General features: G+C 56.7%; 10 protein-coding genes. 4 read left to right on the top strand and 6 right to left on the bottom strand.

The genetic code is table 11. From position 1 onward, the window contains the following. The first annotated feature begins 11 nt into the window (after positions 1–11). Complete coding sequence (ldtB, locus tag L463_RS11525) at positions 12–932, top strand: L,D-transpeptidase (protein WP_015571042.1); 921 nt, start codon at positions 12–14, stop codon at positions 930–932. Between the two features lie 41 nt (positions 933–973). On the opposite strand, the gene L463_RS11530 is transcribed toward ldtB, so the two are convergent. The 6 genes from L463_RS11530 to L463_RS11555 all read right to left on the bottom strand — a co-directional run bounded on the left by L463_RS11530 (position 974) and on the right by L463_RS11555 (position 9,138). Beyond that, on the bottom strand, positions 974–1,690 hold the full coding sequence (locus L463_RS11530) for a GntR family transcriptional regulator (RefSeq protein WP_015571043.1): 717 nt from the start codon (positions 1,688–1,690) through the stop codon (positions 974–976). A gap of 14 nt (positions 1,691–1,704) precedes the next feature. Next, entirely contained in the window at positions 1,705–3,027 is a 1,323-nt protein-coding gene (locus L463_RS11535; RefSeq protein WP_023296170.1) for a PTS sugar transporter subunit IIC, read from the bottom strand. A 51-nt stretch (positions 3,028–3,078) separates the two neighbouring features. Then, complete coding sequence (locus L463_RS11540) at positions 3,079–4,455, bottom strand: glycoside hydrolase family 1 protein (protein ID WP_032102665.1); 1,377 nt, start codon at positions 4,453–4,455, stop codon at positions 3,079–3,081. Between the two features lie 184 nt (positions 4,456–4,639). Further along, a complete protein-coding gene (locus L463_RS11545) occupies positions 4,640–6,010 on the bottom strand; it encodes a macrolide efflux RND transporter outer membrane subunit EtsC (protein ID WP_032102664.1) in 1,371 nt (456 codons plus the stop codon). Positions 6,011–6,013: 3 nt separating this feature from the next. Then, complete coding sequence (locus L463_RS11550) at positions 6,014–7,954, bottom strand: MacB family efflux pump subunit (RefSeq protein WP_023303344.1); 1,941 nt, start codon at positions 7,952–7,954, stop codon at positions 6,014–6,016. Continuing rightward, on the bottom strand, positions 7,951–9,138 hold the full coding sequence (locus tag L463_RS11555; protein WP_023303343.1) for a macrolide efflux RND transporter periplasmic adaptor subunit EtsA: 1,188 nt from the start codon (positions 9,136–9,138) through the stop codon (positions 7,951–7,953). Before L463_RS11555 ends, L463_RS11550 begins: the two co-directional genes overlap by 4 nt. Positions 9,139–9,808: 670 nt before the next feature. Between L463_RS11555 and iroB the strand changes: the two genes are divergently transcribed. The 3 genes from iroB (at position 9,809) to L463_RS11570 (ending at position 16,056) form a co-directional block, all read left to right on the top strand. After that, positions 9,809–10,924, top strand: coding sequence for a salmochelin biosynthesis C-glycosyltransferase IroB (gene iroB / locus L463_RS11560; RefSeq protein WP_017384908.1), 1,116 nt, complete (start codon positions 9,809–9,811; stop codon positions 10,922–10,924). A 141-nt stretch (positions 10,925–11,065) separates the two neighbouring features. Next, complete coding sequence (gene iroC, locus L463_RS11565; protein WP_045349287.1) at positions 11,066–14,725, top strand: salmochelin/enterobactin export ABC transporter IroC; 3,660 nt, start codon at positions 11,066–11,068, stop codon at positions 14,723–14,725. Positions 14,726–14,826: 101 nt separating this feature from the next. Beyond that, positions 14,827–16,056 (top strand): esterase family protein, encoded by a 1,230-nt coding sequence (locus L463_RS11570; RefSeq protein ID WP_032102662.1) that lies wholly within the window; start codon positions 14,827–14,829, stop codon positions 16,054–16,056. Positions 16,057–16,082 lie beyond the last annotated feature (26 nt).

The raw sequence follows: 16,082 nt of genomic DNA, 5'->3' as shown, positions 1-16,082 counted from the left end.
CCTCGCATAACATGAACATGAAATTAACAACGCTTTTTGCGGCGGCGTTAGCCGTAGTAGGTTTTTGTAAGACCGCGTCTGCGGTGACGTATCCCCTGCCGACAGACGGAAGCCGTCTGGTGGGTGAAAACCAGGTGGTGACGGTGCCGGAAGGGAACTCTCAGCCGCTGGAATACTTCGCGGCGCAGTATCAGCTCGGTCTGTCGAACATGCTGGAGGCGAACCCGGGCGTTGACCCGTATCTGCCGAAAGCGGGTACCGTACTCAACATTCCACAGCAGCTGATCCTGCCGGATACCGTGCACGAAGGTATCGTGATTAACAGCGCCGAAATGCGTTTGTATTACTACCCGAAAGGCACCAACACCGTGATCGTGCTGCCTATCGGTATCGGTCAGCTGGGTAAAGACACTCCGCTGAACTGGACCACCAAAGTGGAGCGTAAGAAAGCGGGCCCAACCTGGACGCCGACCGCCAAAATGCACGCTGAGTACATTGCTGCCGGCGAACCGCTGCCAGCCGTTGTGCCTGCCGGCCCGGATAACCCGATGGGTCTGTACGCGCTGTACATTGGACGTCTGTATGCCATCCACGGTACTAACGCCAACTTCGGTATCGGCCTGCGCGTAAGCCACGGCTGCGTGCGTCTGCGTAATGAAGACATCAAATTCCTGTTCGATAACGTGCCGGTCGGTACGCGCGTGCAGTTCATTAACGAACCGGTGAAAGCGACGTCAGAGCCGGACGGCAGCCGTTACATTGAAGTGCATAACCCGCTGTCCACCAGCGAAGATCAGATCAACAACAACGAAATCGTACCGATTAAGCTGACCAGCGCGGTGCAGTCCGTCACCTCTCAGGCGGATGTTGACACGACCATTGTTGACCAGGCGATTCAGAACCGTTCCGGTATGCCGGTGCGTCTGAACTAATCGTGAGAATTAAAAAAGCGGGCCGCGGGGCCCGCTTTTTTTTATCCGTTATTCACGATAACGATGCCGCCATGGTCATAGCGATAGTGACAGTGTGCGTACTCCAGCGGCGTACCATCTTCAAGATAGATCACCTGCTCTACCTCCAGCACCGGGTCGGTTGGCTCGCAGACAAGGTGTTGCATATCCAGCGCACTGGGCTTCAGCGCCCGCACCACCCGATACGATCCCATGATCTTCAGCCCCAGCGTCTCCTGTACATACCGGAATACCGAACTTTCAAGATGGGTTTTGTTCAGACCGGGCACCAGATTGAGCGGCATTACCGTAGCGTCCAGAGACATCGGCTCACCGTTCAGCAAACGCAGACGGATAAAGTCATAGATCGGCGTATCCGGATTTATCATCAGCGATGCCTGCTCTTTCTCGTTCGGGAAGCGCAGTTCGAAGTGCACCACCTGGCTCGTCACCGTGCCCAAATGTTCCCAGGTTTTGGTCGCCCCGAAGTAGTCGCTGCCGGAGAGATCCCACTGGGAAAGCTGGAGGAAATTTTTGCGGATGAACGTGCCCTGCCCCTGTCGGGTATAGACCAGCCCTTCTACGATCAGCTGACGCATCGCCTGCTGAATGGTCATCCGGCTGGTGCTGAACTCCGCCGCCAGCGCGAACTGGTCCGGCAGAGGTTCATTGGCGGCGTACTGCTGGGTGATAATGCGTTTCTTAATTTCCCGCGCTATGGTGATGTACTTCGCCGCCATCGTCCTTCCTTAAATTAGTGTTCTGTCCCGCTGTTTTTCAACGCCACTCGCTCGGCAACTTTGAGGAAAGGCAGGTAGAAGAATACACCAAATACGATGATTGCCAACTGCACCACCACCGCCCGCCAGTCCCCCGCCGTCGCCAGCCAGGCGCTGAGGATCGGCGGGGTCGTCCACGGGATCATCACCACGCAGCGCGACATGAGCCCCAGCGTGGTACAAAGCCACGCAAAGTAAATCCCGATAGCGGGCAGCAGCACAAACGGGATCATCAGCGGCAGGTTAAAGACTATCGGCAGGCCGAAAATCACCGGCTCGTTGATGTTAAACAGACCCGGCGCCAGCGACAGACGCGCCACCTGCTTCGCTGATTTCTGTCTTGAGAAGATGAAGATAGCAATCAGCAATGAGATTGTGCTGCCCGTCCCGCCCACCATGCCAAAGGTCGGCACAAAGATGTTGTTGATGATGTGCGGGATCGGCTGGCCGTTGGCGAAGGCCAGCATATTCTCATTGGTATTGATCAGCAGGAACGGCTCCAGCACCACGCTGTTGACCACCGACTGATGAATACCGAGCGTGAACAGGAAGTTACCGAAGCTGTAAATGAAGATCGTCCCGGGCAGGCTGGTGTTGATCAGCCGCAGCGGCTGCTGAATAAAGGTCGTAATGAGATGGATCAGATCCGTGTGCAGCACGTTCGCCAGTATAGCCGCCAGCACCGCAAACAGGGAGAGCGTGAGGATCGTCGGGATCAGCGCGGTAAAGGATTTGCTCACCGCTGGCGGTACGTTCTCCCCCAGCGAAATGTGCAGCGCCTTCAGCCGTGAAATGGCGATAAACAGCTCGGTTGAGAGCAGCCCAATCAGCACCCCGGCGAAAATCCCGGTGGAGCCGATATTGGCGAACGTCAGCACCTGGGTAACGTTTACCGTGGCGTCGCTGCCGACGGGGGTAATCTGTAAGCGCATCGGCATCATGATGATGAAACTGCTGACGGCGATAACCACTGCCGAGACCGGATTGTCGAAATCTTTGTTGCGCGCCAGCGACCAGGCGATCATCGGCGCCAGCAGCAGCGCGGCGATGTTCAGCGTGCCGTTGATGATCGCCTCGCCCCACACCTTAAACTGCGTGAGCGTGTCGCCCTCTAAGATCCAGGGGAACACCACGTTATTCACCAGCACAGCCAGACCGGCGAGGATGAAAATCGGCATTACCGTGGCGAAGGCATCGCGCAGGGAGCGAAGATGCACCTGGTTTGCCAGGCGCGCCGAGAACTCAACAAATTTATCGACAAAAGACTGCATGTGCGGTGTTATTTTTGTTTCAGACATAGCGGAGTGTTCCCATCAATCAGTCACAAAAACGGCCCGGCAGCGTACGGCTTACATCTCGCGTCCGTTGGTATGGATAACCTGTTTTAACCACGCATAGCTCTTCTTCGGCACGCGCTTCAGGTCTTTCAGGTCGTGATTTTCACGGTTGACGTAGACCACGCCGTAGCGCTTGCGCATGTCACCCTGGGAGCTGAGAATGTCAATCAACCCCCAGCCGAGATAGCCCCATACCTCTGCCCCGTCCTCGAACATCGCCTCTTTCATGGCCTCGATATGCGCCCGGTGGTAGTCGATGCGGTAGGTGTCCTCAATCGGATTCACGCCATCCCAGGACTCAATCACCCCAATGCCGTTCTCAATCGGGAATACTGGCATCCGCCAGTCGTTGGCATAGCGGGTGATGATGGTGCGAAAGCCCAGCGGATCGATCTGCCAGTTCCACTCGGTGGCCTTCAGGTACGGATTGTTTTTCTCGCCGTGCAGCAGGTAATAGTTCACCGGCGTGCCTTCCGGGATGGCATCGCTGTCCAGCGTTTTGCTGGCGTAGTAGCTGAAGGCCATAAAGTCGTTCTTCGTGCGCGCAAACAGCGCGAGATCGTCTGCGCGGTAGATATCGCCGAAGCCTTCCTGCTCCACCACCGCCATCACCGCCGGGCTGTAGCCCTGGCCCGCGAAGACGCGCAGCAGGTTCTGGTTGAGGAATTCGTCGTACTGCTGGGCGCAGAAGATGTCACGCGGTTTGCAGGTGGCCGGATAAATCAGCTGGTGCGCCAGCATGCCGCCCATCAGCTTGCCCGGCTTAGTCTGGTGGAGGTACTCGGTCAGCGCCATGTGCGCCACCATGGTGTGATGCTGCACTTCGTACAGCTCGCGCAGGGTTTCCTCCCCCTTCATATAGCCGGAGATGCGGAAGGCTATCGGCATGTGGAAAATATTCTGCTCGTTAAAGGTCAGCCAGTACTTCACCCGGTCACCGTAGCAGTCGATCATCTTTTTGCCGTAGCGGATAAACGCCTCCACGACGCGACGATCGTTAAATCCGTTGTACTCCTGCGCCAGCGCCAGCGGCATATCGAAATGGTAGAGGCAGACCATCGGCTCGATACCGCGGGCGATCAGATCGTCGATAAAACGGTCATAAAACGCGATGCCTTCGGCGTTGAACTCGCCGTCACCCTGCGGGCAGACGCGGCTCCAGGAGATCTGGAAGCGGTAGCAGTTCATGCCCAGATCCTGCATCAAATCAAAGTCTTCCCGATAACGGTGGTAGGAGTCGGTGGCCACTTTCCAGTCAGAGATATTTTCACCGGCTTCGCGAATGTCGTACACCGACATCCCCTTTCCGCCCTCATTCCAGGCCCCTTCCGTCTGCATGCTCGACACCGAGTTGCCCCATAAGAAGTTGGCTGGCAGTGATTGATTCATGGTTGCCTCCTATATGACTAGTCATTTAAATTATATGACTAGTCATATAGCCGGAGATGGAATTTCGATCAAAGGGGAGGAACGATTTTTGTGAGATGGGTTTGAATAATGACGAGGGATGTCTTGCGAACTGCGCCCTGGCAGCAAGTCCTATTGCTGCCAGACGTAAATGAGTCTGCGCAATTCAGGGGAAAGATGCCGAACCGCCGAACTCCATATAGATTTTTGCCAGATTATTTAACTGGTTAAAGCGATTTTCATACAGTGCCAGTTCGGCCTGACGGCGTTTCTCCTGAGCATCAAGCCAGAAAGAAATTCGCACCGCGCCCTGGCGATAGCGAACTTCGTTTAGCCTCTCTGATTTTTTCGCCAGTTCCAGGCCTTCACGTAGAAGCGTCTCCTGTTCCAGGAGTTGATGACGCAAAGCAAGCGCATCTTCTATGCTACTCATCGCCTTGTAAAGTTCCTGTTTAAACTCCAGAACCCGTTGCTCGTAGTCGTTTCGGGCAATCTTCACGTCCATGCCCCTTTCTCTCCATTCCAGGAACGGCAGGGTCAGGTTTGCTCCAACAGAGCCTACAGGATTTTCCAGGAAGGCGATAAGGCTGCTGCTGCTGGTGCCAAGCGAGCCGGTCAGACTAAACGCTGGATAAAATGCAGTACGCTGGACATCAACGGTGGCCAATGCTTCCCGTACCCGCCACTCTTTAGCGCTGATATCGGGTCGATGCCGCAGCACGTTGACCGGGATCTTTCCACTGACCTGCGGCAGTGGTCCCATTGGTAACGCTTTCGGTTCGACTATCGCGCTGCCCGGCGCGGTTCCAAGCAAAACGGCTTGCTGATTGAGCGCCTGTAAACGTTCATTCTTCAACGCCGCCAGCCTGTTTTCCTGCGAAAGCACGCCCTGCTGAGCATCCACAACATCCAGAGAGGAGGCACCGCCCGCGGCATAGCGCGCGTTAGCCAGGCGCAGCGTCTCTTTTGCATAGTCGATGCTTTGTTGCAGGACAGACAGCTGCTGGTTAATAAAGCCTAAGCGCCAGTAATTATTACTGGCATTTGAAAGCAGCGTCAGGCGTGCAGAACGCAGATCCTCTTCCGAGGCAAAACGTGCCCACGCCTTCGCATCGCGCTGCCGCGCTATTTTGCCCCACAGATCCAGCTCATAGCTGGTATTAATACTGGCAACGCTGCCCCTGCTCCAGTTGGCTGAGCTGTTCAGCTGTTTTTTACCGTCAAGCGCGAGCGAACCTTTTAGTCCCGGATCGTTTGTGATGCCAATCCGCTCTTCTTCCAGGCGGGCGCGATAAACACGCAATACTGCTCCAGCGACATCGTTATTGCGCACCATCACCTGCCGCAGCCAGCCGTCGAGGTCTGGATCGTTAAAGGCCTGCCAGTCGAACGGCATCCTCTCCTCCGCAGCATCCGCCTGATACCAGTTGGCAGGGTATTTCACCTCAGGAGGCTGATAGTCGCTTTTCAGAGAGTCGGCGCAGCCAGCACTAAGCAGGACAGCAAGGCATACCGTTAAAGGGGATAATATTTTCATGGGTTACTCGCTGGCCAGTGAAACGACCGGATCCATCCTTGCTGCCTTGCGGGCAGGGAGATAACCAAAGATCATGCCGATTAAAGTTGAGCAGAAGAATGCGGCAGCAGCGGCCTGCCACGAATAAATGGCGGTGAAAATGCCCCCTGCCAGCGCGGTGAACAGCGCTCCGGCGGCATACGACAGTGCAATACCTAACACTCCGCCTATTAGACATACCAGCACAGCCTCAATCATAAACTGCTGCATGATATCGCCCTGACGCGCACCGACCGCCATTCGTACGCCAATCTCATGGGTCCGTTCCGTGACCGACACCAGCATGATATTCATCACCCCAATGCTGCCGATCATCAGCGAGATGCAGGCCACCATCAGAATCAGGATGCTAAAGGTCATTGAGGTCCGTTCGATTGATTGTCGAATCTGCTCGAAATTATAAAGCTGGAAGTCTTTCACGCCGTGGCGTTGAGTGAGAAGCTGAGAAATAGCGCTGACCGCTGCCTCGTTGGCAACATCATCCTTAAGCCTTACGCTGATGCTGGTCAACACCGGTTTTCCTGTCATTCGATACATCACCGTGCTGTAAGGCATCCAGACGTTAATGCGATTAGGCGCATAGCTTCGGCTGTTCCCTTTGGCGATGCCGACAACCCGTGCAGGCACGGAACCCAGAAAAACGATTTGCCCAAGTGCCTTGAGTCCCGCATCGTCAAATAACGCCTTGCGGGCGTTTTCATCAATGATGACTTCCTGCGAGGCATTTCGATCGTCCTGGAAAGTTGATCCCTGCAACAGTTCAATACCGTTTACGCGAAAATGATCGCGCCCAACGCCATTGATCGTGGCGGTAGCGGATTTACCCAGAAAGCGAATGTTGTCGGAAGCGTTAACTTCGGGGCTGACGCTGTCAACAAACCCCTGCTTTGCTAATGCTTCGGCGTCTGCCGGGACCAGTGTACGAATGGCTTCAGTGCTGTCGTCAAAGAAATCCCTTCCCGGGTAGATGCTCACCACGTTGGTTCCAAGCTCCTTGATATTATCAAGGGTTCGCTGTTTCGCGCCTTCTCCCAGTGCCACCACCGTAACAACCGCGGCGATACCAAAAATAATGCCCGTCATGGTTAACGTCGTGCGCAGGCGATGCGCATTCATCGCTTTTAACGCCATGTGCAGGGATTCACGGGTACGGTCAACAATACTTTGCCACCAGCTTTGCTGAACGCTGTCAGGTCGTTTAAGGGCAACCCCGGAGGTAACACGACTGCCGGTATCAGAAATAATTTCACCGTCACGCAGCTCAATAATACGGTTAGCATGCTGCGCTACCTTCATATCATGTGTCACCATAACCACGGTATGGCCACGCTGATTCAGTTCACTGAGTATTGACAGTACCTCCTGACCGGACTGCGTATCCAGCGCGCCGGTGGGTTCATCCGCCAGAATGATTTCACCGCCGTTAATCAGCGAGCGGGCAATACTCACACGCTGCTGCTGGCCGCCTGAAAGCTCTCCCGGTTTATGATGTTCACGACCTTCCAGCCCGAGTCTTCCAAGCAATGTCGCCGCGCGCAGACGGCGCTTTTCGCGCTCACTATTGGCATAAATCGCCGGAATTTCAACGTTACTTAACGCGCTCAGGTCGGGCATTAAATGATAACGCTGGAAGATAAAACCGATGTGCTCACGGCGGATCCTTGCCAGATCGTCAGGTGAAAGCTGGGCGGCATTTTGACCGCTGATAAAGTAATCGCCACAATCAGGGACATCGAGACAGCCCATAATATTCATCAGGGTTGACTTACCGGAACCGGAGGCGCCGATGATCGCGACCATCTCCCCAGCAGCGATAGTCAAATCAATCCCTTTAAGCACGGTGAGCTCCTGTCCACCGTTCCTGTAGGTGCGGCTGATGCCCTTGAGTTCTATGATATTACTCAAGATACAAACCCTTCCCCGGGCGCTTTTTCACCCGGCTGCGATAACACAACATGTTCCCCGACTTTTACACCGTCCAGGATCTGGATATCCACACTGTTAGTAATGCCGGTTTTGACCTCACGGGTTTCCAGCCGGTTATCACTGGTCAATATCTGCACCTGCTGTTTGTTGCCACTCACCTTGTGCACAGCCTGAATCGGCACCAGTAACGTATTTTTAGCTTCTCCAGCCAGCAAGGTCACCTGTGCTGTCATGGCAATTCGCAATCGATTTTCTGGATTGGGGACATCCAGCAGCGCGTTGTAGTACACCGAAGCATTTGACGTGCCTGACCCTGAGGCTGAGCTACTGCTGGCAAGGCTATCATCTTTCATAACCGACTCAGGTGCCAGTTCAACGGTACGTAACGTGGCGTCATAATGCTTATCCGGCTCAGAGAAAATGGTGAATCTGGCTTTCTGTCCCGGTGAAATTCGCGTGATATCCGCCTCAGAGATCTGGGCTTTAATTGTCATCACGTCCAGACGTGCGAGTTTGATAATGGTCGGCGCACTTTGGCTGGAGTTAACCGTTTGGCCCTGTTGGGTGACAACGGCAATAACAATGCCGTCCATGGGAGCAACAACTTTTGTATAACCCAAATCGACCTTTTTCTTGTCGACATCAATTTGCGCCTGGACGAGTTTGGCGTTCAGTGCCGATAGCTCAGCGCGGGTACTGGCCAGCGTGGTTTCAGCCGTTTCGAAATCTTCTCTCGAGCTGGCATCCTCATTTAACATCTGGCGCTGGCGCTTAAAACGCAATGAGGCTTGCTTCAACTGCGCCTGCTTAGCCTGAAGGTCCGCTTTTACCACGTTGAGAGCAGCTTCTGCGTTGCGTAAATCATTCCGCTGCGGCACGTCATCAATTTCAGCGATGAGCTGTCCTTTAGTGACACGATCGCCTAACTTCACCTTCAGCGACTTAACCTGGCCAGAAACCTGTGCCCCAACGTTGACCCGCTCAATCGCATCAATTCGACCGGTAGCAAGTACGGCGTTTTCAATATCGCCGATGCGTACTGGAGCGGTAACATACTCAGGAACCTCGGGGCTTCTCAGGAAGAAGAACAAGGCGATGCTAAAAATAATTAGCAGAGCCGCAGCACAGGTCATTACGCGTCGGGGAGGGAATTTTGTTAACATTACGCAGGTTTTCCATAACGATAAACAGCAGTGAATCAGGCATCATAGTAACATCGCCAGTATTTACGGGAGGTAAACCCGCGCTATTTGGTGAAGTAGCGTCATCGTAGACCCCCGCCATCAATTACACAGAATCACCAGGTCCGCCTGTAAACCGCCGCAAGCGTGGGATTTTGTGCCTAAATCCACAGAGTCCCCTTTTGCTGAGCCCCACCTGCGATTTTTCCCATAATCGATTCATTGTGCATTAAGTGCTTAATTATAGTTGCAACTCACATATGATAATAGTAATTATTATCATTAGCATTTGCACTGATGGTTTATCTGGCAAGGTATACAGAGGTATCAGGAAACAAGCCTCTCCAGGTTTGTTGAACGGTCTCACACTCAACAAATGCATCTGAACACCGCGGCGTGGCATCACGACGCCGCCTGGGCTGTTCAAAAGGACAACGGCGCGTAAGCGTTAATGGAAGCCGGGACAAGGAATTCCCGATTCACCAGCCTACGTCACGGAATAGTCAGCGACAGGACCGTTCGTAAGGCTGATGAAACTCAAAAAGGACGCAGCGTCTGTCAAAGCAGGCTTAACGAAAATTAACGTCCTGCTGCTGGCATATGACTGCGTCGACTTCCTGATTTAGTTCGTCAAGCGGAGAGGGATTTTCTCATGCGTATTTTGTTTGTAGGCCCGCCTCTCTATGGGCTGCTGTATCCTGTGCTGTCTCTGGCACAGGCGTTTCGCGTTAACGGCCATGAAGTGCTGATCGCCAGCGGAGGAAAATTCGCCCAAAAAGCGGCAGAAGCAGGGCTGGTGGTATTTGACGCCGCACCCGGTTTTGATTCTGAAGCTGACTATCGCCGCCGCGAGGCACAGCGAAAAGAAAGCAACATCGGCACAAAAATGGGCAACTTCTCATTCTTCAGCGAAGAGATGGCCGACCACCTGGTGGAGTTTGCCGGACACTGGCGGCCCGATCTCATCATCTACCCGCCGCTCGGCGTCATCGGGCCTCTGATAGCCGCCAAATACGATATACCGGTCGTAATGCAAACCGTCGGCTTCGGCCATACGCCCTGGCATATCAAAGGCGTAACGCGTTCGCTCGCGGACGCCTATCATCGCCACGGCGTTGGGGCCGCACCGCGCGATATGGCCTGGATCGACGTAACACCACCGAGCATGAGCATTCTTGAAAACGACGGAGAACCCATTATTCCCATGCAGTACGTCCCGTACAACGGCGGCGCGGTGTGGGAACCGTGGTGGGAGAGGACGCCCGACCGTAAACGTCTGCTGGTGAGTCTCGGTACCGTCAAACCGATGGTCGACGGCCTTGACCTGATCGCCTGGGTGATGGATTCCGCCAGTGAAGTCGATGCCGAGATCATCCTGCATCTTTCGGCCAATGCGCGGTCGGATCTGCGCTCACTGCCCTCAAATGTTCGCCTGGTCGACTGGATACCCATGGGAGCCTTCCTGAACGGCGCAGATGGCTTCATTCATCATGGTGGCGCGGGCAATACCCTGACGGCGCTGCACGCCGGTATTCCACAGATCGTCTTCGGCCAGGGTGCCGATCGCCCGGTAAATGCCCGCGCTGTTGTCGAACGCGGCTGCGGGATCATCCCCGGCGACGACGGCCTGTCGAGCAGCATGATCAATGCTTTCCTCGACAATCGCGCGCTTCGCGACGCCTCTGAAGAGGTAGCGGCGGAAATGGCAGCGCAACCCTGTCCGAGCGAGGTGGCGAAAAGCCTGATCGCGAGGGTACAGAAAGGGTAGCCACTACGCCGTCATGACGATCATACGCCAGCACGCATCCAGGAGATACGCCCGTAACAATGCGGGACCGGATCGGGCTGGCGCTTTTTTTTGCACAGCGATCCGACTTGGATCCTATTGTTTACAGACGGAGGAGGCTTAATGCCTGCGACTCACTCTCCCACTCCTGCGCGGTCCTGGATAGTTCGCCTGGCACGCGTGTGCTGGGAACGTAAGAAACTTAGCATCATCGTAGTGGTAGCGTCGGTCTCGACCATTCTGCTGGCCGCGCTGACGCCGTTGCTGACAAGGCAAGCGGTGAACGACGCGCTGGCGGGCAATCCGACTCGTCTGCCGTGGCTGGCCTGCGGGCTATTGCTGATTGCCTTTTTTGATTTCATCGGTAACTACGTGCGCCGCGGTTATGCCGGGGAGCTCTCGCTCTGGGTGCAGCACACCCTGCGAGGACGGGCATTCGACAGTATTCAAAAACTTGACGGCGCAGGCCAGGACGCACTGCGCACCGGGCAGGTGATTTCACGGACCAACAGCGATCTGCAGCAGGTGCATACCCTGCTACAGATGTGTCCGGTGCCGCTGGCGGTGTTCACTTATTACATTGCCGGCATTGCCGTGATGCTGTGGATGTCACCCGCCATGACGCTCATCGTCGTGTGCGTACTGGCATGCCTGGCTATCACTGCGCTGCGCGCGCGTCGCCGGGTCTTCGCGCAAACCGGGCTGGCCTCGGACCGACTGGCAAATCTCACCGAACATATGCGCGAGGTGCTGGCGCAGATCTCAGTGGTAAAATCCTGCGTGGCGGAGCTGCGTGAAACGCGCTGGCTGGATCGCCAGTCGCGGCAGATGGTGCGGGTACGCATCGGTGCGGCCATCTCGCAGGCGATGCCAGGTGCCACCATGCTGGCGCTACCGGTGCTCGGGCAAATCGTCCTGCTGTGCTACGGCGGCTGGTCGGTTATGCACGGGCGCATCGATCTCGGCACCTTCGTGGCGTTTGCCAGCTTCCTCGCGATGCTGACCGGGCCAACCCGTGTACTGGCATCGTTTCTGGTTATCGCCCAGCGCACCCAGGCGTCCGTGGAGCGCGTGTTTGCTCTGATCGACACCCGTTCGCAGATGGAAGACGGGACGGAGGCGGTTAACGGTCAGGTTATCGGGCTGCAACTGGAGAATATGAGCTTCGAGTACCGTGGCGGCAGACGCATCCTCAGCGATGTCTCCTTTTCCCTGCACGCCGGTGAAACGGTGGCGGTAGTGGGCGCATCGGGTTCCGGGAAATCCACGCTGCTGATGCTGCTGGCGCGTTTTTACGATCCCAGCGCCGGAGAGATATGGCTCAACACCAGCGCAGGCCGACAGAACCTCCGCGATCTCAGGCTGGAGGCGCTTCGTCGTCGGGTAGGCGTTGTGTTTGAGGATGCTTTTCTGTTTGCCGGTACGGTGGCGGAAAATATCGCCTACGGGCACCCTCAGGCAACGGCGGACGACATTCGCCTCGCGGCGAGGGCAGCAGGAGCCAGCGATTTTATCAACGCCCTGCCGAAAGGCTTCGATACCCAATTAACCGAACGCGGTAAGAATCTTTCCGGCGGACAGAGGCAGCGAATCGCGCTGGCGCGGGCGCTCATTACCGCGCCGGAAGTGTTGATCCTCGATGACACCACCTCTGCGGTCGATGCCGGTACTGAAGCGGAGATCAACACCGCGCTGAGTCGCTATGCTGACGAAAAGCATATGCTGCTGGTGATTGCCCGACGCCGTTCGACGCTTCAGTTAGCCAGCCGGATTGTGGTGCTGGATAAGGGCCGGGTGGTGGACACCGGAACCCAGGCAGAACTTGAAGCGCGCTGTCCGGCGTTCCGCGCGCTGATGACCGGCGACGGCGATTTCCTCGCGCCTTCCCACAGTGGGCCTAACGGATTGTGGCCGACCGTACCAGCGGCACAAGACGATGCGGCGCAGACGGGGGATAAAGGCTTTGTCGCCCGTATGACGCGCGTGCCGGAAAATGCAGTACAGCAGGCGCTGGCCGGTAAAGGCCGCAAAGTTACGTCGCTGCTGAAGCCCGTGGCGTGGATGTTCGCCATCGCCGCCCTGCTGATCGCCCTCGATTCGGCGGCAGGCGTCGGGGTACTGATACTGCTGCAGCGCGGCATTGACTCCGGCGTTGCCACAGGCGATATGTCGACTATCGGCCTCTGTGCCCTATTCGCCCTGTGCCTGGTGGCCGTGAGCTGGTGCTGTTATTCACTACAGACTGTCTTCGCCGCCAGAGCGGCAGAGTCAGTCCAGCATACGGTGCGCTTGCGCAGCTTCGGCCATATGCTGCGTCTTGGTCTCCCCTGGCATGAAAAGCATGTCGATTCGCGTCTGACCCGCATGACCGTAGATGTGGACTCTCTCGCCCGCTTTCTGCAAAACGGCCTTGCCGGTGCAGCCACCAGCCTGGTGACAATGTTCGCCATCGCCGCCGCCATGTTCTGGCTCGACCCGCTCCTGGCGCTGACGGCATTAAGCGCGGTGCCAGTGGTCGCACTGGCAACCTGGATTTATCGCCGCCTCAGCTCCCCTGCTTATGCGCAGGCGCGGCTGGAAATAGGCAAAGTCAACAGCACCCTGCAGGAGAAAGTCTCCGGCTTGCGCGTTGTGCAATCGCATGGCCAGCAGGAACAGGAAGCCGCCCGGCTGCGCGCGTTATCGGATCGGTTCCGTGCGACCCGCGTACGTGCGCAAAAATACCTTGCCGTCTATTTCCCGTTCCTGACCTTCTGCACCGAGGCCTCCTATGCCGCCGTTCTTCTGGTGGGTGCATCGCGAGTCGCCGAAGGCGAAATGACCGCCGGGGTGCTGGCGGCTTTCTTCCTGCTGCTGGGGCAATTCTATGGGCCAGTGCAGCAGTTATCAGGAATTGTCGACGCCTGGCAGCAGGCGACGGCCAGCGGCAAACATATCAATGAACTGCTGGCGACCGAAGGCACAGAGAACATCGAGCCCTCTTCCGCACCGCCCGCCACCGGCGCGCTGCATCTTGATGAGGTCACGTTCAGTTATCCCGACAGTCCTCAACCCGCGCTGAACAAACTTACCCTGACAATCCCTGAGGGAAGGGTCGTCGCGGTCGTTGGTCGCAGCGGTGCGGGTAAGTCAACGCTGATTAAGCTGATCGCCGGATTGTATTCCCCCACCCACGGCAGGATCAGCATTGGCGATCGGATAATTGATGATGCCTCGCTTGCCGATTACCGTCGCCAGATTGGGCTGGTCGATCAGGATGTGGCGTTGTTTAGTGGTGATATCGCGGAAAACATTCGTTATTCACGGCCATCCAGTACCAATGACGACGTTGAGATTGCCTCTCAACAGGCAGGGCTGTATGAGACGGTGCGCAATCTGCCGCAGGGATTCCGCACACCGGTGAATAACGGCGGTGCCGATCTGTCCGCAGGTCAGCGCCAGCTGATTGCGCTGGCCCGCGCACAACTGGCGAATGCTCACATCCTGCTGCTCGATGAAGCCACGTCACGCCTGGATCGCACATCCGAAGAGCGATTGATGTCATCGTTAACAGACGTCGCGCACGCCGGGAAGCACCTGGCGCTGATTGTGGCGCACCGTCTGACCACCGCGCAGCGCTGCGATCTGATTGCCGTTATCGATAAGGGGCAGCTTGCGGAATACGGCACCCACGAACAGCTGTTAGCGGCCGGCGGCCTCTACACCCGCTTGTGGCATGACAGCGTCGGCAGCTCTGTTCCCCATCGCCAGCACGACATCACGGGGGAAATCGTGGAAGAGTAATTGCGCACGTAAGACATTACAAAACACGCGCTAAAGCGGCTGTTCCCGGAATAGCCGCTTTAGCTATTTATACTGACACCCTTCATATTCAAAGAGAGTGAATGCTGAACATGCAACAACATCCCTCTGCTATCGCCAGGCTGCGCAGCCAGCTGGCAGCAGGCCACATTGCTAACCTTTCTGACTTCTGGCGAGACGCTGAGTCGCTAAATGTACCGCTGGTGACGCCAGTCGACGGAGCGAAAGACGAGCGTGATGTGACATTTCTGTGGCGCGCCAGGCACCCTCTACAGGGCGTTTATCTGCGTCTGAATCGGGTGACGGATAAAGAGCACGTGGCGAAAGGGATGATGACCGCCCTTCCCGCGACGGATATCTGGACTCTGACACTGCGTTTACCTGCAAGCTACTGCGGCTCCTATTCGCTGGTGGAAATCCCCCCCGGCACCCCGGCCGAGACGATTGCACAGTCCGGAGGCCGCTTTGCTACCCTCGTCGGGCACGCCGATCCGCTAAACAAAACGCCGGGGATCAACGTTCGGGGAAGCACACAGGAGTCGGTGCTGGCGCTTGATAAAGCCCCCGCCCAGTCCGAATGGCGCGGCGGGTCACCCAGCGGGCAATTGCTTACCTCGGCGCGCACTCTCGCCGGGGAATCGCGCCGGGTTCGGCTCTATCTGCCGGACGTTGATGTTTCGCAGCCCCTCGGCCTGGTGGTACTGCCCGATGGTGAAACCTGGTTCGATCACCTTGGCGTATGCGCGGCAATTGACGCCGCCATAAACAACGGACGCATCGTGCCTGTGGCTGTACTTGGCATCGATAATATCGATGAACACGAGCGAACTGCGATACTCGGCGGGCGCAGCGAGCTGATAAAGGATATCGCCGGCCAGTTGTTGCCGACGATCCGCGCCGAACACCCGCAGCGGCGGTGGGCAGACCGTTCGCGCACCGTGCTGGCCGGACAGAGCCTCGGCGGGGTCAGCGCGCTCATGGCCGCTCGTTACGCACCGGAAACGTTCGGGCTGGCGCTCAGCCACTCCCCTTCGATGTGGTGGACGCCAGAGGGTGCCAGCCGGCCAAACGTGTTCAGCGAAACCGATTCGTCATGGGTGAGCGAACATCTGCTTTCTGCCCCGCCGCAGGGCGTGCGCATCCGCCTGTGCGTGGGATCGCTGGAAGGTTCGACGGTACCCCACGTTCAGCGGCTGCATCAGCAGTTGCTTACCGCTGGCGTCGACAGCCATTGCGCAATGTACACCGGGGGTCACGATTACGCATGGTGGCGCGGCGCACTGATTGACGGGCTTGGTTTACTCCAGGGTTGACTTGACCCGCGAACACTTTCAGGCAA

This window comes from Enterobacter sp. BIDMC 27 (genome assembly GCF_000534415.1).
GTDB lineage: Bacteria > Pseudomonadota > Gammaproteobacteria > Enterobacterales > Enterobacteriaceae > Enterobacter > Enterobacter hormaechei_C.
The sequence above is the reverse complement of the archived record's forward strand: the minus strand, read 5'-3'. Positions and strand labels throughout refer to the sequence as shown.